We start from the raw sequence: 21,598 nt of genomic DNA on the forward strand, positions 1-21,598 counted from the left end.
TACACCTGTCCGGAAAAATCCGCTGCTGTTTCAATGTCATGCCGCCCTGCCTTGCTGGATGCTAATCAAAAAAGCTGCACTCCAGTTGAATGGAATGCAGCCTTTTTGCGGTTCGATTATTATCTTTTACCCGGATCGTATGGTTCCCCCAGCGCAGCCGGCGCAGACGAGCGTCCCACGGCCGCCACCAGAACGATAACGGTGAGTACGTACGGAAGCATGTAAATAAATTCCTGCGGAATGTCATGCGCCCAATCGAAGAGCTGGAAGTAGTTGCCGATGGCCTGGGAGAAGCCGAAAAATACAGCCGCCCCGAACGCACCGAGCGGATTCCATTTCCCGAAAATCATCGCAGCGATCGCGATAAAACCTTGGCCTGAAATCGTATTATGCGAAAACGTGCTCGTCGTCGTGAGCGTAACCGTGGCTCCGCCAAGCGCAGCCAAAGCACCGCTGATCATGACCCCGATATACCGCATCCGGCGCACTTTGACGCCGACCGTATCGGCGGCGCTTGGATGCTCTCCGACCGCGCGCAGACGAAGGCCGAAGGAGGTTTTGTACAGGATATACGAAGCGACGATAACGACAATAATAGCCAGATATGTTGTCGGGTAATTGCTGAATATGCCTTCCCCGATAATCGGAATTTTGGAAAGGAGAGGAATCTTCCACTTTTGGAGACTCTCCATCAGCAGTGGAGTTTCTCCCGCACCTTCAAACATCAGCTTGACCATATACAGCGTGCTTCCTGTTGCCAGGAAGTTGATCACGACGCCGCTGATCACCTGATCCGCCTTAAAGGTGATCGAGGCGACGGCGTGAATCAGCGAAGCGACTAGCCCGATCACGATCGCAGCGAGCATGCCGATATAAGGGGAAGCCGCCCCCATGCCTGCATCTTCCGCGTAATAGGATGCGACGCCGGCCGCAAACGCACCGAAGGTCATCAAGCCCTCAATCCCGATGTTTGTTACTCCGGAGCGTTCAGAGAAGATGCCGCCCATGGCAGCAAAGATAAGCGCTGTCGAAAAAACGAGCGTCGTATTCAGCAGCTGGCCAATTGTTGTGATCCAATCCATTTTACAACACCTTCTCTTTCTTGCGCTTCAGATAGAAGGGCTTCAGAACCCAGCGCACAATGCCTTGTGCAGCAATAAAGAATATGATGGATCCGATAACGATCCGGATGATTTCCGGCGGCACGTCCGCGCCAAAGCTCATACCCGCGGAGCCGTAAGTCAGCGTACCGAACAAGGCGGCGGACAGCAGAATGCCGAACGGATGGTTCATGCCGATCAGCGCCACCGCGATTCCATCAAAGCCGACGCCCGGAGACCCCGTGAAGATCGCCTGATAATGGAATACGCCAAGCACCTGAAAGGCACCGCCCAATCCGGCGAAAATACCGCTGATGAACATGGCTTTCACGATGTTGCTCTTTACGTTCATTCCCGCATATTTCGCGGCATCCCCGTTATGTCCTACGGCCCGCAGCTCATACCCCTGCTTGCTCTTCCACATGAACACATAGAAAAACACAGCTGCTAGAATCGCAATGACGGTTCCCCAGTGCATACGCGCATCGCTGAACATGTCGGACAACCAGCCGATCGAAATCGACGCTGTATCCTGGATGTCCTCAGAGCGCTGCTGGCCCTTGAGAAGCAGGAAGTTTCTCACGATATAGTTACTCAAATACAGGCCGGTCCAGTTCAGCATGATCGAAATAATAACTTCGTTTACGCCCCGCTTAGCTTTGAGATAGCCGGTAATGCCCGCCCAGATCCCTCCGGCCAATCCGCCGGCGATGATCGCGACGATGGCATGCAGAACGATCGGCAGTCCGGTCAGCTTGATCCCGACCGCTGTCGCGGCCGTCATGCCGACGATGTACTGACCTTCCGCCCCGATGTTGAACAGGCCTGCCCGAAATGCAAAGGCGACGGCAAGACCGGTCATGATCAGGGGTGTAATTTCACGGATTGTTTCCCCGAAATCGTACAGGTTTCCAAATACGGTGCTGAACAGGGAACTGTACGCCAGAATCGGATCGTACCCCCCGATCAGCATAATGATGGCCCCTACGATGAGTCCAAGCACGATCGATACGAGAGGCGTCAACAGGCTGTTGACGGTAAAAATTTTAAATAATTTATTCATTAGGCCTTACCTCCCGCAACCTTGCTGCCCGCCATCATCAGACCCAGCTCCTGGTCATTCGTGTCCTCCGGCCGCACTTCGCCGACGATCTGTCCTTCGTAAATGACCGCAATCCGGTCGGACACGTTAATGATCTCGTCGAGCTCAAAGGAGATCAGCAGCACGGCCTTCCCCTTGTCCCGCTGCGCAACAAGCTGCTTCTGCACAAACTCGATCGCACCGACGTCAAGTCCCCGCGTCGGCTGCGCCGCGATGAGCAGATCCGGATCTTTATCTATTTCCCGGGCTATAATCGCCTTCTGCTGATTACCGCCGGATAAAGCACGAGCCTTCGTCTCAATGCTCGGCGTTCTGACGTCAAATTGCTCGATCAGGCGTTTCGCCTGGTCGTCAATGGCGCTTTTGTTCAGGAAGCCGCCTTTGTTGTAAGGGGCTTTATAATACGTTTCCAGCACCATATTTTCACTCATGGAAAAATCAAGGACAAGCCCGTGTTTATGGCGGTCCTCCGGAATATGCGACACTCCGCTTTCCGAAATGAAACGCGGTGGTTTGTTGGTAATATCTTTGCCGTTGATTTCGATCAGGCCGCTGTCAACCTTGCTCAGGCCTGTCAGCGCTTCGATCAGCTCGCTCTGCCCGTTCCCGTCAACGCCGGCGATGCCGAGAATTTCCCCTGCACGCACCTGGAGATCAAGCCCGTTCAGAACGGGGATTCCCTCTTTGTTTTTGGACACCAGATTTTTCACATTAAGCACGGTTTGCTTCGGTACGGACGGCTGCTTGTCCACCTTAAAGGAGACGCTGCGGCCCACCATTTTCTCGGCAAGCTCGTTCGGATTCGTCAGGGACGTCTTCAAGGTGTCGATGACTTTCCCCCGTCGAATAATCGTCACCGTGTCGGAAATTTGCATAATTTCCTTGAGCTTGTGCGTAATTAAAATAATCGATTTACCTTCGGCAACCAGCCGCTTCATAATTCCCATAAGTTCGCCGATCTCCTGCGGTGTAAGCACGGCTGTAGGCTCGTCGAAAATAAGAATGTCAGCACCGCGGTAAAGCGTCTTCAAGATCTCGACGCGCTGCTGCATCCCGACGGATATGTCGTGAATCTTAGCATTCGGATTAACCCTCAAACCATACTGGTCGGACAAGGCCTTGATCTTGGCAACCGATGCTCTGTAGTTCAGATGGACCCCGGCAATTTTGGGCTCCATCCCCAGAACGATATTTTCGGTTACCGTAAACGGCTGAACCAATTTAAAATGCTGATGCACCATGCCGATGCCCAGCTCGATCGCTTTATTAGGACTGTCAATGATGACGGGTTTGCCGTTCACTTCGATACTGCCCTCATCAGGCTGGTACAAGCCAAACACGATATTCATCAAGGTCGACTTCCCCGCACCGTTCTCACCGAGCAGTGCATGAATTTCGCCCTTGTGCAGCTTCAAGCTGATCGAGTCGTTGGCAACGATGCCGGGAAAGCGTTTGGTAATTTGCTTCAACTCAACGACAGGGGTCGCTGCATCCATGAGATCACCCTTATCACATATTTTGCGGCCTCTGTTTGGGCCATAACGTAAGACAAGGCTAGTCATAATAACCAGCCTTGCCGTTTGGTACACATGAATTATATCCGTTCAAATTATCGTTATGGAATTATTCTTCAGGAACTTTGATCTCGCCGTCGATGATTTTTTGCTTGAACTCATCCACTTTTTTCAGGACATCTGCAGGAACGTTTTTGCTCGAAGTATCGGCCAGACCTACGCCGTTTTCTTTCAGGCCCAGTGTCTCATGACCGCCTTTGAACGTGCCGTCGATGACTTCTCTTGTTACTTTGTCTACAGCTGTCGTTACACCTTTAACCATAGATGTCAGCGTTACTTCGTCGCCAAATTCCAGGGATTGGTCTTTGTCTACACCGATAACCCATACTTTTTGGCCTGCTTTGTTGCGGGCAATGGCTTCGTTAAACACGCCAGTACCTGTTGCACCGGAAGCATGGAAAATAATGTCCACGCCGTCGTTGTACATCGTGGCTGCAGCCGCTTTACCTTGGTCAGGCTTGTCAAATGCGCCGGTGTAGTTGATGATCACTTTCGCATCCGGATTCGCTGCGGCAACGCCAGCTTTAAAGCCGGCTTCAAAGCGTTTGATAACCGGAATTTCGGAACCGCCGACAAAACCGATTTTGTTCGTTTTTGTCATGGAGCCTGCTACTACACCAACGAGGAATGCCCCTTCGTTCTCCGCAAAGGTAACGGAATGAACGTTAGGCGCATCGACTTCAGCATCGATAATCGCCATTTTGGCATCCGGGTTTTGATCGGCTACCGTTTTCATATCAACGCCAAGGTCAAAACCGATCCCCCAAGTGAGGTCGTATTTGCCTTTGACATATTTGTTCAGGTTCGGAACATAATCTTCTTTGGACTTACTTTGCAGATACTGGGCTTCGATCCCTTTGTCCTTCTTCAATGCTTCCAATGCTTCCCAAGCGGATTGGTTAAAGGATTTGTCGTTAACCCCGCCCACGTCAGTCACGAGACCGACCTTCACGCTAGATTTTGCTGCGCCGCCTTCTTCGCTGCCGCCGGACGAGCTGCTCGTATCTTCGTTCTTTTTACCGCAGCCGGCCAGTACAACTGAAAATGCAAGCAGCATAATCAGCGACAATTTGAACATTTTCTTCATTAACTTATAGTCCCCCTAGAATGAATTATATCCTTTCACCTGTCTTCGCCCTTCAGCAATTGATCTATGGTCAATTAATTGCTTGTGAAGGCTTGTTCAAATGTCGGACATTCCACAGAACAGATTATACATTTTACCTACGCCAAAATCCAGCAAATTTACGTCAGAAAATAAAACTTTTTTAGTGAAAAATCAAGGGAAAACGCTTTATTTTGCCATAAATCACACAGCCTGTTATTTCCATGGAAGAGTAGCTGTCTATAAGCTCACCTGATGTCGATTCTCGAATGAAAAGATGCGTGAAATTAACATTCATACCCATTCATGAGTGGGGCACCCGGTACCTGCGACTCTAGGTTCTGATTTATGTTAGCTAGCGGGGCTTTTTCTTGTTGGGGATATGATTCTTATATCTAAAGAAACACGTCTATCGGTGTACGTTCTATGAAGCCAGACCACTTTTTGCGGAGGTCTTTCTTGCGATATAAGGTAGTTTAGTCTCTGATGTATTTTCTTTCTTATATCTTAAAAAAACCGCCGGTTAGGGCGGTTTTAATATGCATTACAAGTATATTACGCGTTGACTTTCTCTTTGGCAACCGATGCGATCGAGTTGAACGCGTTGATGTCGTTAACGGCCAGGTCAGCCAGCATTTTGCGGTTGATGTCCACGCCAGCCAGTTTCAGACCATGCATCAGTTTGTTGTAAGACAGTCCGTTCATGCGGGCTGCAGCGTTGATACGCACGATCCACAATTTGCGGAAGTTCCGTTTCGTCTGACGACGGTCACGGTATGCGTACACGAGGGATTTCATAACCTGCTCGTTAGCTGTTTTAAAAATGCGGTGTTTGGAACCGAAATAACCTTTTGCAAGCTTCAATACTTTTTTATGTCTACGACGAACGACGAATCCGCCTTTTACTCTTGCCATAATATAAACCTCCCAAAAATGTGTGATTAACTATTTCAAGTTCGCCAAGCCTTGTTTCAAGCGTCTTACGTCCCCCGGCGCCATTTCTGGGTTGCCTGCCAATACGCGTTTAGCGCGCTTGGACTTGTGGGAAAGCAAATGGTTTCTGTAAGCTTTGTAGCGAGTCACTTTACCGGAACCGGTAACTTTGAAGCGGCCTTTAAGGCTGCTGTGTGTTTTCATTTTAGGCATTGTACTTCCTCCTCAGGATCATTGGGCTTTTGGAGCCAAAATCATAATCATGCTGCGTCCTTCCAGCTTCGGCTGACGCTCAACGCTGGAGTGCTCGGCAACTTCTTCCCTTACACGCTCCAGAATCTTCTGGCCGATGCTCGCATGCGCGATTTCGCGTCCGCGGAAACGAACGGAGCATTTGACCTTGTCGCCTTCCTTCAGGAACTTGACGACATTGCGGAGCTTAGTCTGGTAGTCGTGCTCATCAATGTTTGCTCGGAACCATACTTCTTTAATATCAACGATTTTCTGATTCTTCCGGGCTTCCTTCTCTTTCTTCTGCTGCTCATAGCGGAACTTGCCGTAATCCATGATGCGGCACACCGGCGGCTTCGCCTGCGGCGCCACGTTCACCAAATCCAGATTCAAATCCGCTGCCATCTGCAGAGCCTCACGAAGGGGCTTGATGCCAATCTGTTCGCCTTCAGCGCCTACCAAGCGAACTTCCTTCGCCCGGATCTCCTCATTGATCATATGTTCCTTACTGATAACCGTCCACCTCCAGATCTAATAGGTATTTCTGTGTGCAGAAGCAAAATAAAAAGGGATGCGGGTATCATCACCCAGCATCCCTATGATCAACTCTTCATGAAATATCGCATTCACAAATCATTGGATCAGTAACCCGCCAACCTTCGTCGGTCAGGTGAGAAGCTGGAGCTTCTGCTTTGAATCCATTTCGTATTTAAAGCACTCAAATAATTTAACACAGGGCCCGGACAATGTCAACCCGCTTCCAGGCGTTTACCCCTGCTTGCTCTGAACCTCTTCCAGTCTTACCACGCGGGTATGCTGGGTATGGCTCCACTGCTTGTTGTTCTGCGTGAAGAACGCATAGAACGTGATTGGATACCAGGAGATCAGATAGATCGGGAAGAGCACCAGGTACAAATATACCTTCTTGAAGGTGACCTTCTCCAAAATCATCGCAGCCAGGAACGTAAAGACGTTGGCACCGATCGCCACAAAGCTCAGCCACAACGGCAGATAGCCGTAGAGGTTGGCGATGTTCGGACCGTCGAAGAACGTATTGTCCACCCAGATCGTGGCCGTCATCAGGAATGTCAAGAGAACGATGTATACGTTCGCCCCGTACAGCGCCAAGTCCAGCTTGACGATGCTGCGTTCCTTGATACTTTGCCAGATCAGCGGGAAGAAATAGCGGCGCGCCACCGTAAAGTGTCCCTGCATCCAGCGCAGGCGCTGTCTTGCGGAAGCCTTGAACGTCAGCGGCTTCTCGTCGAACACCTTGGCGTCGTAGTTGAATTTTGGATAGACGCCGCGCTTCACGCTGCGCATCGTAAACTCCAAGTCTTCAACCAAGCTGGTGGCCCCCCAACCCATTTCCTTCAGCAGGTTGGTTTCAAAACACATCCCCGTACCGCCGAGGAAGTTGGCCATGTTCATGTTATGGCGCGACAGCTGCCACAGACGGTTGATGTACCAATATGAAATCCCGTAAGCAGCCGTAATCCAGGAATCCTCGGGATTCTTGGTGTCGATGTATCCTTGAATGACGCGTGCGCCGGAGCACAAATCGTCGTTCATTTCTCTCAAGAAATTCGTATCTGCCAGGTTGTCGGCGTCAAACATGACGACCGCATCATACTGGCGGGGCATGGCCCACAATTCCTTCAGCATCCACTCGATGGCGTAGCCTTTCCCGCGAAGGTTGTTGTTGGTGCGTACGCAGGCGTTCATGCCATGCTCGCGCACGATGCGTGCCGTACCGTCTGTGCAGTTGTCACAGATGACAAACACGTCGTACAGCTCCTTCGGATAATTCAACTGCTTCAAGTTCTCCATCAGAGCCCCGACGACCTGCTCTTCATTGTGCGCTGCAACGAGCACAGCGAAGGACTTGGTCGGTTCAAAATGCTGCTTCCTCTTTTTCCTGTACAATCCCAAAATGGAAAATACAAACTGGTACACACCGATCGCGGCCAGCAAAACCTGGAGCGCGATAAAAATGGCGTCTAACATGACTCTCAGAACCCCCCTTTTTTACCCCTCATAATCATGTTTCTCTCTGTAGATAGATTGAACTAAAGTTTGTTGAACTTCCTGTTATAACGGTCCAATACGGCCCTGTAACGTTCATTTCTTTAGTTCATTCTATATAGATTACGGTAAAGCCGTTACCCTTTTCTAATTCTTTATGACCCTTTTGACCTTTTACATTCTTTTACGTTTTGTTAACGCTTCGGATGACCCTATCGATTTTCCACACTTTTCAGTCATTTGTCAAAACCGTAAAACCTCGTATTCGTCTAAAAAAACGGTAATGAGGCGGTTTCCTGACAGTTCAGCCCCTTACGGGCTCCTATTCATGACTGTTAGTTCTTATTTTCATCTCTTTTCCGGGTTTTTATTTCTCAGGTCCCCCCTTTTTTTAGTCATCAGTTTCCATGATTATCGGCATACTTTATAAATAAACGAGATGAAGCCAAGAAAAGTTATACTTTAAACATCAATTCTTAATAAACGGATTGCACCCGTTTGAATCATTGTAAAGGTTCCTCCAGGGGAAGTCAAAATTGGCCAATTGCTTGCCGGGCCCCATTTTTCCGCGAAAAATGGCTTTGGACAAGATCGGCCGATTCCCGACAAAGTTCACGGGTGGTGTCAAATAACGACCTTGAATTGGGTTATATATTATAAGAAGGGGACTTACGAAGTTATAGTTTCTGCTCCCTTCGGAAATATGATAAAATTTAGAAAAACATCGCATGAGTTGTCCATGATCTGCCATTATTTCATAGAAGATTGGCTGTACACGGAGGGATGGAATGAGACGTTTGTTCAAGAAACTTCAATTATGGGACCGGCGTCTTTTCCAATGGATCAACGGACGTCTTCATAATCGTTTTTTCAATTTTTGGCTGTATTATTTGACGCATCTCGGAGGGGCTACGTTTACGATCTGTGCCTGCCTCCTGTGCTGGGGCCTGGCCCCGCCGTCATGGAGCACCCAAGGCGCCCAGGCCGCCGTCGCTCTGGCCGTCAGCCACATTCCGGTGGCGGCAGCCAAGAAAATGTATCCCCGGGTCAGGCCGCATCTCGCCCTGCCGGGAACCCGCACCTTTCGCAAGCCGCTGGTGGACCATTCGTTTCCATCCGGGCATACGACGGCAGCATTTTCCTTGGCAGTTCCTATGATGATCGGGCATCCTGAGTGGACCGCGCTTTTTTTGGCTTTAAGCCTCGTGGTCGGATTTTCCCGGATGTATTTGGGACTTCATTACCCATCCGATGTGCTCGCGGGAGCAGTAATTGGTACTTCCGTAGCTACAGCAACAGTTGCATTGTGGCCCTAAAGTCGATATGGTGGGTATAAGGAAAAACATGCAGGAACAGGTGAATTGAGAGTGATGAAAAAAAGAGTATTGTTATTATCTGAAGGCTTCGGTGCGGGACATACTCGAGCTGCTTACGCACTCTCAAGCAGTCTGCGCAAGCTGTCGCCGAGTGTGCAAACCAAAGTGCTTGAGCTCGGAAGCTTCCTGAATCCCAAGGTCGCACCGCTCATTATTACCGCCTACAAGAAGACCGTTCTTTCGCAGCCGAGGCTGGTTGGAATGATGTACAGGCACCAGTATAAAAAGTCACTGAACCGGTTTACGACATTAGCGCTTCACCGCATTTTTTATACACATACCAAAAATATCGTCAATCAGCTGCGGCCCGACATCGTCGTCTGCACGCATCCGATTCCAAGCGCGGTCATTTCCCGCTTGAAACGGCTCGGTTCGAACATTCCGCTGTGCACGGTTATCACGGATTACGATGCCCACGGCACCTGGATCAGCCCGGAAGTGGACCGCTACCTGGTCTCTACCCAGGAAGTGAAATCGAAGATGCTGGAGCAGGGCGTCGCCGCATCCAAAATCGAGGTCACCGGTATTCCGGTGCATCCGAACTTCTGGGAGCATCCGGTCAAGGAAGAGATCCGGGAGAAGTTCGGGCTGAAGAACATGCCCACGGTGATGGTCATGGGCGGCGGATGGGGCATTATGAATGACGAAGTCATCAACAATTACCTGACCCGCTGGAGGGACGAGATTCAAATCGTGTTCTGCCTCGGCAACAACGAGAAGGTCCTCCGCAAGCTCGAACAGGATCCGAGCTACAACCATCCCAACATCCGGCTGATCGGGTTTACCCCCGAGGTCGATAAGCTGATGGAAGTTTCCGATCTGCTCGTGACGAAGCCTGGCGGCATGACCTGTACGGAAGGTTTGGCCAAGGGCATCCCGATGCTCTTCCATCATCCGCTTCCCGGACAGGAAGAAGAGAACTGCCAGTACTTCACCGCCCAGGGCCTTGGAGAGCCGATCTCCTCTCTGGAGGTCATCACGAAGTGGATGAACAAATTGATTCACGAATACGATTCGATCCAGCAGCGCCGCGAAGAGCAGCTGAAGAGCATTGACCGCTACCGGCCGATGCAAAGCGCCCAGAGCATTATCGACATGCTGGAATCAAATAAGGTGCCTTCCTGAGGGAAGGCACCTTATTTTGTATTTATGGTTGCTCGCTGGAGGCCTCTTCCGGCTGCCCCGGCTTGTCCGGCCGCAGTCCGTATTTGTCCAGCCGTTGTTTCTGATACCGGCTCAGCGCTTCCTTGCCCACAATCACCTCACAGCGGTGAATGTTGATGCCCTGACCTACAAATTTAGTCTCATACTCGGTCATGACATGCTCTTCGTTCGGTCCTTCGCGGTGCAGATTCAGCGAGATATTCGTCATCTGCAGACCGTAATCCGCAAAGGAATTCAGCGAAAATTCAAACAGCGTCTGCGAGTCGGTCTTCAGATGAATTTCGCCGTTATCGTTGAGCAGACCGCAGTATTTGTCGAGGAAACGGGGATGTGTCAAACGGCGGCGGGCATGTCTCGCCTTCGGCCAAGGATCGCTGAAATTCAGGAAAATCCGCTCAAGTTCTCCCGGCGCAAACACTTCCTCCGCATATTCGACATTGGCCAGCGCCAGCCGCAGATTCGGCGGATATTCGACCTCCCGCTCGGCCCAGGCGATCTTAGCTTTCTCGCTGGCCCGGCGTATCAGTTCATCATACATATCGATGCCTATAAAATTAATGTCCGGGTTGCGATAGCTCATCTGGCTGATAAACTGTCCTTTGCCCATGCCAAACTCCACGTAGATCGGACGGTCGTTGCCAAAGAGCGATGACCATTTTCCTTTATACGACCGGGGGTCCAGAACGACGAAGCCCTGCTGTTCTTCCAGACTTTCCCGGATTCCTTTTCTTCCGCGTAAACGCATCTCATACCTCCGCTAGTTATACTTCCGTCCTGCCGCGGCACTTGCGGCTACTGCAATATTGTGCCGAACTTAAGCCGAAATGTAAAGAGGGAAAGCTTGACTCGCCCCAAAAGAAAAAGAATCCCGGTCTCTCTCATGCGAACACGAGGAATTCGGAATTCTTTTCCATTATCTATTTGGAATTGGGGTCCAACGGTTTCATTGTTGATAGTCTACCGCATCTTGATGCTGAAAATCAAATGTCTTTTCGAAAGCGTTGCGAATTTTGCGGCGGGCAGCCGCTTTCACTTCCGGATTGCCGTTAAATTCTACGCCTGTCAGGGCAAGCGCCTCATCAGGAGTCAGCTCTACAGAAATCTTGCCTTTACCTTGTGTCTCAGCAGTTGAAGAATTCATCATTATCACCTCACGGTTAATATGTTGGCCATGACGTCACGCTTTTATGAATTCTATAAAATATTTACCCCGAAACCGGGGTGCTGACGCTAATTAAAATATAACACTTCATGTAAGTTTTATCAATGGAATATTCGCCTGATTAGCGGCATAGCGGCGCTGTTTTTGAAACATATTTTTTGCAGTCTATGAACCTGAAATATCCGGGTATTTCGCCCCGATTCATGGAGAACCTCTATTTGAAATAACGGCTCAAAATCCAAGGGGAGAAAAGCCCGTAAATCTCAGCGTTTCCCACAGGCCTCCTCATACCCTTTAGGCCTGATTTTTGTTACAATAGAGCAAGCGTAAGCCGCAATGCACAATAAAGGAGTACCATCCATGAACAGCCCAACCCTTTCTTCTCCCCTGCTGTGGGGCGATAAAAGATTCCATACTTGGAATTACGAGATGCGGGAACAGTTTAACGATAAAGTGTTCAAGGTCATGCTGGATGCCGGATTCACCTGCCCCAACCGCGACGGTTCAATCGCAAGGGGCGGCTGCACCTTCTGCAGCGCCCGGGGCTCGGGCGACTTTGCCGGCAGCCGGCGCGACGACCTGATCACCCAGTTTAACAGCATCCGGGACAAACAGCATGAGAAGTGGCCGCACGCCCGATATATCGGTTATTTCCAGGCCTATACCAACACGTACGCCCCCGTCGATGTGCTTCGCGAGTACTATGAAGTCATTTTGGAACAGCCGGGCGTTGTCGGCTTGTCCATCGCCACGCGGCCGGACTGCCTGCCGGACGATGTGATCGAGTATTTGGCCGAGCTGAACGAGCGGACCTATCTGTGGGTCGAAATGGGGCTGCAGACCATTCACCAGGAGACATCCGATCTGATCAACCGTGCGCATGACACCCAGTGCTTCATCGACGCCGTGGAGAAGCTGCGGAGGCATGGCATCCGGGTATGCGCGCATATCATTTTCGGCCTGCCGCAGGAAACCCACGAAATGATTCTGGAGACCGGGCGCGCCGTGGCGAACATGGACGTTCAAGGCATCAAAATCCATCTGCTTCACCTGATGAAGGGTACGCCGATGGTCAGGCAGTACGAAGCGGATCTGCTCCGCTTCCTGGAACAAGATGAATATATTAAGCTGGTCGCGGACACGCTTGAATTTCTACCGCCCGAAATGATCGTTCATCGCCTGACGGGTGACGCCCCGCGGAAGCTGCTGATCGGCCCAATGTGGTCTCAGGAGAAATGGGAAGTGCTGAACGGCATCGACGCCGAGCTCGAGGCACGGGACAGCTGGCAGGGTAAGTATTGGAGGAAAGTATAGCATGGGGTTTCTTTCCGTTCTTAGCTTTGCCCACAAACAAATCGCCGAGCGTCTGAGTCCCGGGGATATTGCCGTGGATGCCACGATCGGTACAGGGGCCGATACGCTCTTTCTGGCCAAGACGGCCGGTCCCAAGGGGCACGTCTACGGCTTTGACGTGCAGGAGCAGGCGCTGACCCTGACCCGGCAACGGCTGGCGCAGGAAGCACCGGAGCAGATCGCTCCGGTGACGCTGTACCTGCAGAGCCATGCCGCGATGCGGGAGGCGCTGCCGGAGGGCGTGCACGGCCGGGTCGGGGCGGTGATGTTCAACCTCGGCTACCTGCCTGCCGAGGAGGCGGACAAAGCCGTCATCACCACGCCGGACAGCACGATTGAAGCGCTGGAAGCCGGCCTATCCCTGCTGAGACGGCGGGGCATTATGACGGCTGTGCTGTATCCGGGTCATGCCGGCGGCGATCTGGAGGCCCAGGCGGTAACCGCTTGGGCCACCGCCCTGCCCCAGTCATCGGCCCAAGCCGTCATATACAGGCAGCTGCAGCGCGCGGATGCCCCTTATGTCATTGCGCTGGAGAAAAAATAGCGCGCTGGCCGCTTATGCGGCTCGTGCCGCGAACTTCCGCCCCACCAGGCGGTGCGGCATGCTGAAACACTTTGAAACCGTTGTGCCCAGGGCCCCTGCCGCCCTCTTCATCCGGATAGATTCCGGTCCAAGGGGATCGGCCTTGCCCAAGGTATTGTTTTACATAGTAGCGGTTTATCCCAACCGATCACACGAACCCAAGAAAGGAACGATGAAGACATGACACAACCTTATCCATTATTATTTCAGCCGGAGTTTAAAGAACGCGTATGGGGAGGCCGGGCGCTCGAACAGTTCGGGCTGCAGATTCCAGAGGGACATATCGGCGAGGGCTGGATGATCGCCGATCATCCGAACGGCACGACATCCGTGATTAACGGGGAGCTGAAAGGCCAAGGCCTGGACCAGGTCCGCGAACAATTCGGCAAGGAGTGGTTCGGCGCCAAGGGATTTTCCGAGAAAAACGGCCGTTTCCCGCTCCTGATCAAGCTGCTGGACTGCAATGACGACCTGTCGGTCCAAGTGCATCCGACCGACGACTATGAGGGGCTGCCGAAAGGCGAGCTCGGCAAGACGGAAATGTGGTACGTGCTGGACGCCAAGCCGGACGCCAAAATCATCTACGGCCTTAAGGAAGGCGTTACACGCGAGGCGATGAAGGAAGCGCTCGAGAACGGAACCGTCATGGACAGCCTGCAGGAAGTTTCCGTCGAAGCCGGAGACACGTTCTATATCCCTGCCGGCACGGTGCATGCGCTGTGCGCCGGTGTAGTCGTGGCGGAAATCCAGCAGAACTCCGATACGACATACCGCCTCTACGACTACAACCGTCCGGGATTGGACGGCAAGCCGCGCGAGCTGCACATTGAAGATTCGCTGAACGTCATCGCCTACGAAGGATCCGGCGCCACAACGATGAAGACCGCCGGCAGTGCTGCGGGCGAATGGCTGCAGCTGGCGAAGTCCCCTTATTTCATCGTGGAAAAAGGAATCGTGGACGGATCCTGGAGCCTCTCCACCACGCCGGACAGCTTCACCATCTTGGTCGTATGTGACGGCAGCGGCTCCATCGCCTGGGACGGCGGCTCGCAGGACTACAAAGCCGGCCAGTGCTTCCTGCTTCCGGCTAATCTCGGTCAATATGAGCTAAAAGGAAATGCTACCGTTCTCCGTTCCTACCTGCCTTAAGCCTATAGGGAACGGGGCATTTCTTCTGATTCATCTGTCATTCACGAAAGAATGAAGGAGTGACCTCCATTGCGGGAACAAACGTTTACGATGACGGATCCGCTGGGTACGCAGATCCATGTCTATGCCTGGCTTCCCGACGAGCCGGCTGGAGTGAAGGCCGTCCTGCAGATCACCCACGGCATGTGCGAAACGGCCGAACGCTACAAACGGCTCGCCGCGCTGCTGACGCGGTTCCGCTATGCCGTATATGCCCACGACCAGCGCGGGCACGGCTTGACCGCCGGCAATGTGGAGCGGCTCGGCCATACCGGCAAGGACGGCTTCCGGCATATGCTCCAGGACATTCAGCAGCTCGGCGGCATCGTTCGTGACCGGCACCCGGATATTCCCCATTTTTTGATGGGGCACAGCATGGGGTCGTTCCTCGTGCAGCGGGTGATGGAGACGGACGGCGGACCGTATACCGGCTTTATTCTGTCCGGCACGAACGGCCCGCGGAGCATGCTGAACGCCGGCAAAGCGGTCGCCAGGCTGCAGGGCGCACTCCAGGGGGAGTCGCACCGCAGCGTCCTGCTGAACGCAATGGTCTTCGGCAGCTACAACCGCAGCTTTGCCCCGACCCGGACGCGGTTTGACTGGCTCTCCCGGGATCCGAAGGAGGTCGATAAATACATTGAAGATCCGTACTGCGGAGCCATTTGCACGACCTCATTCTTCTACGACTTCTTCAGCCTGCTGCAGGATATTCAAAATCCCGGCAGCTATGACGGCATTCCCCGGGATAAGCCGGTGTACCTCTTCAGCGGGGAACTCGATCCGGTCGGGGAACAAGGCAAGGGCGTCCGGCGGCTGGAAGACATTTATCGCAGCATCGGCATCAAGGATGTGGAATGCAGGCTGTACCCGAACGGACGCCATGAAATGCTGAACGAGATGAACCGGGACGAGGTCATGACCGAGCTGCTCGATTGGCTGGAGCGGCATGTGTAAGGCCCTTCCCCTGCTTCGAAGAAATACCCGCAGGTCCAAGGCCTGAATGAACAAAAGCCGCTGCACGGTGGTCATAACCCCGTGCAGCGGCTTTTCTTTGCATATTATCGACGCTCAAAATTTGCCGATCTTAACGCATTCAATTACAGCAACTCCGCCGGCTGCAGTTTCATCGTAAAGAATACAGGCAGTTCGCTCTCGTTCTGCTGGTACAGCACGATCAGCACCGTCCCCCCGGAAGCCCCCGCTCCGTTGTCTCTGCCGGCCAGCAAGTCATCCAGCGCAAACGGCAGCACTTCAAGCACTGCATGCTTTTGCAGCTCCCGTTCGGACAAGCCCAGGGAAGCGAAGTTCCCCGAGACGAGCTCCGGATGCTCCGTAACCTTTCGCATCAGGCTGCTCCAATCGTCCTTGGCGAGCGGCTGCTCCCACCATATTTTACGCGGCTTGTACTTATGGTTGAGGAAGTAATCCAGCTTCATCAGCCCCAGAATCACATCCATGCGCTTCGTCTCCCGCTGCTTCAGGAAAGCGGCCAGACGCGTGAACAGGTCCTCGAGCTGATGGCCGATCTTCTGCCAGCCCTGCCCTTCCCAATAGTCGCCGAATTCCTGGAAGAAGTCGAACGGTGACGGAAATTCATGGGTCATGAGATAGTTCAGCGTATGATCCATCCGGTGCGCGTTCCAGTATTTCTCCAGCACATCCTCCAGCCGCTTAAGCCGGACGATGTCGGCAAATGGCAGCTTATGGCTGCCGAGAATTTCGTAAGGCGCCTGATCCATGTACGTGTAATCGTACTTGCCGGCATCGCGGCGCAGACCGGTACCCCGCAGCATTTTCAAAAAACCGAGCTGCAGTTCTTCCGGTCCCAGGGCAAACACGTCGTTAAACGTCTTGCGGAACGTTTCATAATCTTCTTCCGGCAGACCGGCGATCAGATCCAAATGCTGGTCGATTTTGCCGCTGTTTTTAATAATGCTGACGGTCCGGGACAGCTTCTCGAAATTTTGCCGCCGCTTGACGATGACGTTGGTCGGATCGTTCGTCGACTGTACGCCGATTTCGAACCGGAAAATCCCCGGGGGCGCGTTGTCGGCAAGATATTGCAGCACTTCGGGACGCATGATGTCTGCCGTAATTTCGAACTGGAACACGCAGCCGCGGTTATTTTTAATGAGAAAATCAAACATCTCCAGCGCATACTGATGGTTAATGTTAAACGTGCGGTCTAGAAACTTGATGATCTTTGCGCCGTGGTCGATCAAATACGTAATATCGGACTTCACCCGCTCGATGTCGTAATACCGGACGCCGTTCTCGATGCTGGACAGGCAGAACTGGCACTGGAACGGACAGCCGCGGCTCGTCTCGAAGTAGACGATTCGCTTCCCCAAATTCGGGATATCCTCGGGAAAACGGTGCGGCGTGGGCAGCGTATTGAGGTCGCTCTTCGGCCGCGGCGGGTTGATGATCACTTCGTCGCCCTTCCGGTAAGCAACGCCATAGACAAAATGGAACTTGCGGTCTCCTTGAATCACCTGCAGCAAATGGTGGAAGGTCTCTTCGCCGTCGCCCATGACGATGAAATCGACCGCCGGCATCCGCTCCATCCAGTACTGGGTGTCATAGGAAACTTCCGGTCCGCCGAGCACGATCGTGACTTCCGGCATGACCTTCTTCACGATCTCGATCACTTTCAGCGTCTCTTCGATATTCCAAATATAGCAGGAGAACCCGATGACGTCGGGTTTCCGTTGAAACAGGTCGGACACAATGTTCATGACCGGATCTTTGATCGTATACTCGGCCAGCTCGATATCAAACTCATGCTGGCTGTATGCCTTGAGCAGGCGGATCGCCAGGCAGGTATGGATGTATTTGGCATTCAGGGTGGATAACAGGACTTTCATCGGTTCACGACCTTCTTCTTATTCATCATATCCGCCGGCGTAGGCATCATCGCTCTGATTTTGGAAAAAATCAAGAAACGGTCTGCCGTACTTCCGGAACTTCACCTCGCCGACGCCTTTAATATTCAGCATTTCATCTTCGGTCTGCGGGCATACCACGCTCATCTCGCGCAGCGTCGCATCGTTGAAAATAATATACGACGGCACATGCTCCTTGCCCGCGAGCTCGCGCCGGATCAGGCGCAGCTGCTCGAACACGGTCTCGTTGACCGCCGACGGCGAGACGTCGCGGCTGCGGGAGCTTCGGCCGCCCGTTTGCGCCGCTGCCGGGCGCGCGGTGCGCTGCAGCACCTGCCGCTGGCCCTTCAGCACTTCGGCCGCCAGCGGCTGCAGCCGCAGCACCGGATACTGGCCTTCCGAAAGTGCCAGATACCCCTCTGAGGCGAGCACGTTAATGATCTCGGAAATTTCCTTCTCCGTCCGGTTCGCCATCGTCCCGTAAGTGGACAGGCTGTCAAAGCCGTACTGCAGCACCTTTTTATTCTTCGAGCCCTTCAGCACCGCCGCCACCAGCGATACGCCAAAGCGTTCGCGCATTCGGTGGACGCAGGAGAAAATTTTCTGCGCATCGACCGTCATATCGACCAGCTCGCGGTCATCCGTACAGGAACTGCAAATCCCGCAGGGCTTGTCCTCGTGAGATTCGCCGAAATAGTCCAGCATCGCGCTGCGCAGGCAGCGGGTCGTATAACAGTAATCGACCATTTGCTGAAGCTTGCGGTACTCGTTCGATTTGCGGTCCGTTTCCTGCGGGTTCTGCTCAATCAGAAACTTCTGCGTAATAATATCCTGCGGGCTGAACAGCAGAATACATTGGCTCGGCTCGCCGTCCCGGCCGGCGCGTCCAGCCTCCTGAACGTAAGCCTCCATGTTTTTCGGCATGTTGTAGTGAATCACGTAACGGACGTTGGACTTGTCGATACCCATTCCAAAGGCGTTGGTGGCAACCATCACCCGGATGTCATCGTACAGAAAAGCCTCCTGGCTGGCGGCACGCTCTTCATCGCTCATCCCCGCATGATAGCGGCCTGCGGCCAAGCCCACGCTGCTCAGACGCTGGTACAAATCGTCCACGTCCTTGCGCGTCGCCGCGTAAATAATTCCCGGCTGGCTGTTATGCGCCTCGGCGTAGCTCATAACAAAATCGCGCTTGTTCTCCCCGCGCAGCACCGACATGGCCAGATTGTCCCGGCCGAGCCCAGTGACGAACACTTCCGGCTCCTGGAGCCTCAGCAGGCGGACCATGTCTTCGGTCACTTCCGGGGTAGCCGTCGCGGTGAACGCTGCCAGGATAGGCCGCTCAGGCAGCCCTTCCACGAACGGAGCTACCGACAGGTAGCTCGTCCGGAAGTCATGCCCCCACTGCGACACACAGTGGGCCTCGTCGACGGCCACGCAGGAAATTTCCAGCTGGGCCATTTCGTCGCGGAACCAGTCGAGCTCAAGCCGCTCCGGCGCCACGTACAGGAGCTTCAGCTCCCCCCGCTTGGCCGCGCGGATCCGCTCGTTCACTTCCTTGCCGCTCAGCGTGCTGTTGATGTATGCAGCGGCGATGCCCATCGCCGTCAGCGCATCGACCTGATCCTTCATCAGGGAGATCAGCGGCGATACGACCAAGGTCAGGCCCGGCAGCATCAGCGCCGGAATCTGGTAACAGATCGACTTGCCCCCGCCCGTCGGCATAATGCCCAGCGTATCCTGATGCTTCAGGAGGCTGGATACGATATGTTTCTGGCCCTCCCGGAAGTCGGGATAGCCGTAATATTTTTGCAGCATTTCTTGTGCCCGTTCCAAAGAAGGGGTCTCCACACTCATAAATAAGAACTCCTAACGATGCAAATTCAGCGGCGGCCCATGCAGCTTTCAAGGCTGCGCCACATTTTTAAACTCAACCTTTGACTTTAGGTAATAGATACATGATGACTTTCGAGAATGACTTGATTCAGTCCAACTCTAAGTTTACCGGGGTTTCCGGGAATGAGCAACCGTAGTAAAGGGATTCTGCCCGTGCTGGGAGTGCACTTCTTGTTGGTAAAACAGAATGTGCCAGCGACGGTTGCAGCTTAAGCGGAACATGGGATGTAACTCTTGCTGATCGGTTCTCGTCATAAAAGATACATGGGGAGGGAGTGCAATGAAAAGAGGATTGTTATCTCTGCTTATCGCTATGACGTTTCTGGCCGGGTGCTCTCCGGATTCTGATTTGGATAAAACGCCAAAGAGGCCTATCAGGCCTTGCCGGCAGCTGAAGGCGGTTATGACTAAGGGACGCTTGTTCATGGCCGAAAAAAAGTCGGCAGCCCGCCAGGCGCCTCCCATGATCGATGGGTCCATATGCACCGGCGGACTGCCGCTTAGCGGCGGTATTCAGCTTTTGTGGAGCTGCGCCTCGTGGAAAGTTCGTTAAACATCGAATCGATCCGGCGCGGCTTACCAGGTCAGCGCTGCTTCGAGACTGCTCCTTGAGCGGTATCCCAGCGGTGGCTGTACTGCTCAAGCTTTGGATGCACCGCCTCCGGCTCCTCCGTCAGCAGCAGTCTCAGCTTGACGATCCACTCCCCAAAGGTGCTGTAACTGGCAAACAGATTCGCCATATCCGGCGTCAACAGCAGAAAATGCGGCGCAGGATATTTCTCCGTCAGATGGCGAAGGGCGGCTTCCACCGGCGTGTATTTTTTCCGGCGCCCCTCCCAGTTCTCGATGACCGTCTTCCCGTGTCCATCAGACCTCCAGGCTTCCAGCCGTTTCTCCCGTTTATAATACGGGCTGACCGGTTCCTTGGTCATTCTCCGCACCGTCTCCTCATGCAGCGGATACAGCACCAGCTTGGAAAAGGACAGCACTCCGGCCAGCGACTCCGCTTCATTCAGACCTTCTTCATCGGTCTCTTCAAACGTATCGTAATAAATGAGCGTGCCCTTACGCTTCTGCGCCGGAGGCTCGTACCCGTAGGGAACCGTCTGTACCGTATGCTTCATCCTCATCACTCCCCAGATTCATCCTATATGTAATGTACCCGGCAGCGGATGATGTGATCACTCCACTCCAAGTTGCGGAGGTTGGCAGAAGTTATTCGTCGACCTCGTCCAGATGGTCCCGGCAGAAGTTTTCGAGCAGCCCCACTTCGTCCTCCTCCAGGTCAAAATCGAGGTACTGCCCCGTCGTTTTTTCATAAATTTCGTATTTCACGATCGCGGATTGGTCTTCATCGACCTTGTAAATGACCCGGACATATAGTCCATTCTCCGTATAAAGCTCATCGTCATCAGGCACCTCGATGTCGAGCTTGAATTCATAGCGGGTTCCCTGCAAAATGCGGAACGGGTCCTTGACCTTCTCCGCTTCGTATTCCGTTATCGTCAGCATGTTGTCATCCTTTCATTCATCCATCCTATTCTTTATTGTACCAGACCTGTCCCGGTCCATTCACGGACACGAGCTCGCTGGGCATATAATAGCCTCATAAAGGGAGGCGTTAGCCATGATTTATGCAGTCATGCAGCTCATCGGCGGATTTATTTTGGCGTTCGGCTGGATTCCGCAAATTATACAGGTCATCCGGACCAAATCGGTCGCGGATCTGAGCCTAAAAACGTTCGGCTCGCTCGTAGCCGGCATCGGACTGATGGAGGTCTATGCCGTTCATATCGCGCAGGGCGGTGTCGGCATTCCGTTTCTGATCACCAATACGCTGTCGCTGGTGCTGATGCTGATTATGATCGGCTGCATTTTAAAATACCGCAAGCGGCCGTAGCGCAATACTAACGCATACTTT

General features: G+C 53.0%; 22 protein-coding genes and 1 other annotated feature. Of the genes, 8 read left to right on the forward strand and 14 right to left on the reverse strand.

The genetic code is table 11. The features are described 5' to 3' along the window. Positions 1-119: 119 nt before the first annotated feature. From K2F33_RS00535 to K2F33_RS00570, 8 genes are all read right to left on the reverse strand, one after another. On the reverse strand, positions 120-1,082 hold the full coding sequence (locus K2F33_RS00535; protein ID WP_076173240.1) for an ABC transporter permease: 963 nt from the start codon (positions 1,080-1,082) through the stop codon (positions 120-122). 1 nt (position 1,083) lies between these two features. Further along, positions 1,084-2,163: an ABC transporter permease gene (locus tag K2F33_RS00540; RefSeq protein WP_076173241.1), complete on the reverse strand. Its 1,080-nt coding sequence runs from the start codon at positions 2,161-2,163 to the stop codon at positions 1,084-1,086. After that, the gene (locus tag K2F33_RS00545) at positions 2,163-3,698 is read right to left on the reverse strand and encodes an ABC transporter ATP-binding protein (RefSeq protein WP_076173242.1); all 1,536 of its coding nucleotides are present in this window, start codon (positions 3,696-3,698) and stop codon (positions 2,163-2,165) included. The genes K2F33_RS00540 and K2F33_RS00545 overlap by 1 nt, the downstream gene beginning before the upstream one ends. Before the next feature lie 127 nt (positions 3,699-3,825). Next, positions 3,826-4,863, reverse strand: coding sequence for a BMP family ABC transporter substrate-binding protein (locus tag K2F33_RS00550; RefSeq protein ID WP_076173243.1), 1,038 nt, complete (start codon positions 4,861-4,863; stop codon positions 3,826-3,828). A 573-nt stretch (positions 4,864-5,436) separates the two neighbouring features. Beyond that, positions 5,437-5,796, reverse strand: a complete 360-nt coding sequence (gene rplT / locus K2F33_RS00555) for a 50S ribosomal protein L20 (protein ID WP_076173244.1) — start codon at positions 5,794-5,796, stop codon at positions 5,437-5,439. 30 nt (positions 5,797-5,826) lie between these two features. Next, positions 5,827-6,027, reverse strand: coding sequence for a 50S ribosomal protein L35 (gene rpmI, locus K2F33_RS00560; protein ID WP_076173245.1), 201 nt, complete (start codon positions 6,025-6,027; stop codon positions 5,827-5,829). 18 nt (positions 6,028-6,045) lie between these two features. Continuing rightward, the gene (infC, locus tag K2F33_RS00565) at positions 6,046-6,543 is read right to left on the reverse strand and encodes a translation initiation factor IF-3 (protein ID WP_076173246.1); all 498 of its coding nucleotides are present in this window, start codon (positions 6,541-6,543) and stop codon (positions 6,046-6,048) included. A gap of 55 nt (positions 6,544-6,598) precedes the next feature. Continuing rightward, positions 6,599-6,744 (reverse strand) — a sequence feature (ribosomal protein L20 leader region). Between the two features lie 69 nt (positions 6,745-6,813). Next, a complete protein-coding gene (locus K2F33_RS00570) occupies positions 6,814-8,052 on the reverse strand; it encodes a glycosyltransferase family 2 protein (RefSeq protein WP_076173247.1) in 1,239 nt (412 codons plus the stop codon). An 806-nt stretch (positions 8,053-8,858) separates the two neighbouring features. Here K2F33_RS00570 and K2F33_RS00575 point away from each other — a divergent pair. Beyond that, positions 8,859-9,386: a phosphatase PAP2 family protein gene (locus K2F33_RS00575; RefSeq protein WP_076173248.1), complete on the forward strand. Its 528-nt coding sequence runs from the start codon at positions 8,859-8,861 to the stop codon at positions 9,384-9,386. Between the two features lie 51 nt (positions 9,387-9,437). Next, the gene (locus K2F33_RS00580; RefSeq protein WP_076173249.1) at positions 9,438-10,571 is read left to right on the forward strand and encodes an MGDG synthase family glycosyltransferase; all 1,134 of its coding nucleotides are present in this window, start codon (positions 9,438-9,440) and stop codon (positions 10,569-10,571) included. A 22-nt stretch (positions 10,572-10,593) separates the two neighbouring features. Here the strand turns inward: K2F33_RS00580 and trmB are convergent, their stop codons facing one another. Both trmB and K2F33_RS00590 read right to left on the reverse strand, forming a co-directional pair. Beyond that, positions 10,594-11,355: a tRNA (guanosine(46)-N7)-methyltransferase TrmB gene (gene trmB / locus K2F33_RS00585; protein ID WP_263880725.1), complete on the reverse strand. Its 762-nt coding sequence runs from the start codon at positions 11,353-11,355 to the stop codon at positions 10,594-10,596. 198 nt (positions 11,356-11,553) lie between these two features. Beyond that, positions 11,554-11,751 (reverse strand): hypothetical protein, encoded by a 198-nt coding sequence (locus K2F33_RS00590; protein WP_076173251.1) that lies wholly within the window; start codon positions 11,749-11,751, stop codon positions 11,554-11,556. Between the two features lie 381 nt (positions 11,752-12,132). Here K2F33_RS00590 and K2F33_RS00595 point away from each other — a divergent pair, with 381 nt between their 5' ends. From K2F33_RS00595 to K2F33_RS00610, 4 genes are all read left to right on the forward strand, one after another. Continuing rightward, positions 12,133-13,086, forward strand: a complete 954-nt coding sequence (locus K2F33_RS00595) for a tRNA modification radical SAM protein MnmL/YtqA (protein ID WP_263880726.1) — start codon at positions 12,133-12,135, stop codon at positions 13,084-13,086. A gap of 1 nt (position 13,087) precedes the next feature. Next, positions 13,088-13,669 (forward strand): tRNA 5-(aminomethyl)-2-thiouridylate-methyltransferase MnmM, encoded by a 582-nt coding sequence (locus K2F33_RS00600; RefSeq protein WP_263880727.1) that lies wholly within the window; start codon positions 13,088-13,090, stop codon positions 13,667-13,669. Between the two features lie 219 nt (positions 13,670-13,888). Next, entirely contained in the window at positions 13,889-14,857 is a 969-nt protein-coding gene (locus tag K2F33_RS00605) for a type I phosphomannose isomerase catalytic subunit (protein ID WP_076173254.1), read from the forward strand. A gap of 69 nt (positions 14,858-14,926) precedes the next feature. Further along, on the forward strand, positions 14,927-15,850 hold the full coding sequence (locus tag K2F33_RS00610) for an alpha/beta fold hydrolase (protein WP_179231853.1): 924 nt from the start codon (positions 14,927-14,929) through the stop codon (positions 15,848-15,850). A 143-nt stretch (positions 15,851-15,993) separates the two neighbouring features. Here K2F33_RS00610 and K2F33_RS00615 read toward each other — a convergent pair whose 3' ends face one another. Beyond that, positions 15,994-17,763 (reverse strand): B12-binding domain-containing radical SAM protein, encoded by a 1,770-nt coding sequence (locus K2F33_RS00615; RefSeq protein ID WP_263880728.1) that lies wholly within the window; start codon positions 17,761-17,763, stop codon positions 15,994-15,996. A gap of 18 nt (positions 17,764-17,781) precedes the next feature. Next, positions 17,782-19,638 carry a DNA helicase RecQ gene (recQ, locus tag K2F33_RS00620; protein ID WP_145136342.1) on the reverse strand — a complete coding sequence of 619 codons (1,857 nt, stop codon included), beginning with the start codon at positions 19,636-19,638 and terminating at the stop codon, positions 17,782-17,784. 463 nt (positions 19,639-20,101) lie between these two features. On the opposite strand from recQ, the gene K2F33_RS00625 reads away from it, so the two are divergent. Continuing rightward, complete coding sequence (locus K2F33_RS00625; RefSeq protein ID WP_263880729.1) at positions 20,102-20,230, forward strand: hypothetical protein; 129 nt, start codon at positions 20,102-20,104, stop codon at positions 20,228-20,230. A 31-nt stretch (positions 20,231-20,261) separates the two neighbouring features. On the opposite strand, the gene K2F33_RS00630 is transcribed toward K2F33_RS00625, so the two are convergent. Together K2F33_RS00630 and K2F33_RS00635 are read right to left on the reverse strand one after the other, a co-directional pair. Further along, entirely contained in the window at positions 20,262-20,801 is a 540-nt protein-coding gene (locus tag K2F33_RS00630; protein ID WP_263880730.1) for a hypothetical protein, read from the reverse strand. Positions 20,802-20,892: 91 nt separating this feature from the next. Further along, positions 20,893-21,189: a DUF6509 family protein gene (locus K2F33_RS00635; protein ID WP_263880731.1), complete on the reverse strand. Its 297-nt coding sequence runs from the start codon at positions 21,187-21,189 to the stop codon at positions 20,893-20,895. A gap of 115 nt (positions 21,190-21,304) precedes the next feature. Between K2F33_RS00635 and K2F33_RS00640 the strand changes: the two genes are divergently transcribed. Next, positions 21,305-21,577 carry a SemiSWEET family sugar transporter gene (locus K2F33_RS00640; protein WP_076173260.1) on the forward strand — a complete coding sequence of 91 codons (273 nt, stop codon included), beginning with the start codon at positions 21,305-21,307 and terminating at the stop codon, positions 21,575-21,577. Positions 21,578-21,598 lie beyond the last annotated feature (21 nt).

The organism is Paenibacillus sp. PSB04, assembly GCF_025809195.1.
In the GTDB taxonomy this organism is placed as follows: Bacteria; Bacillota; Bacilli; order Paenibacillales; family Paenibacillaceae; genus Paenibacillus_AQ; species Paenibacillus_AQ favisporus.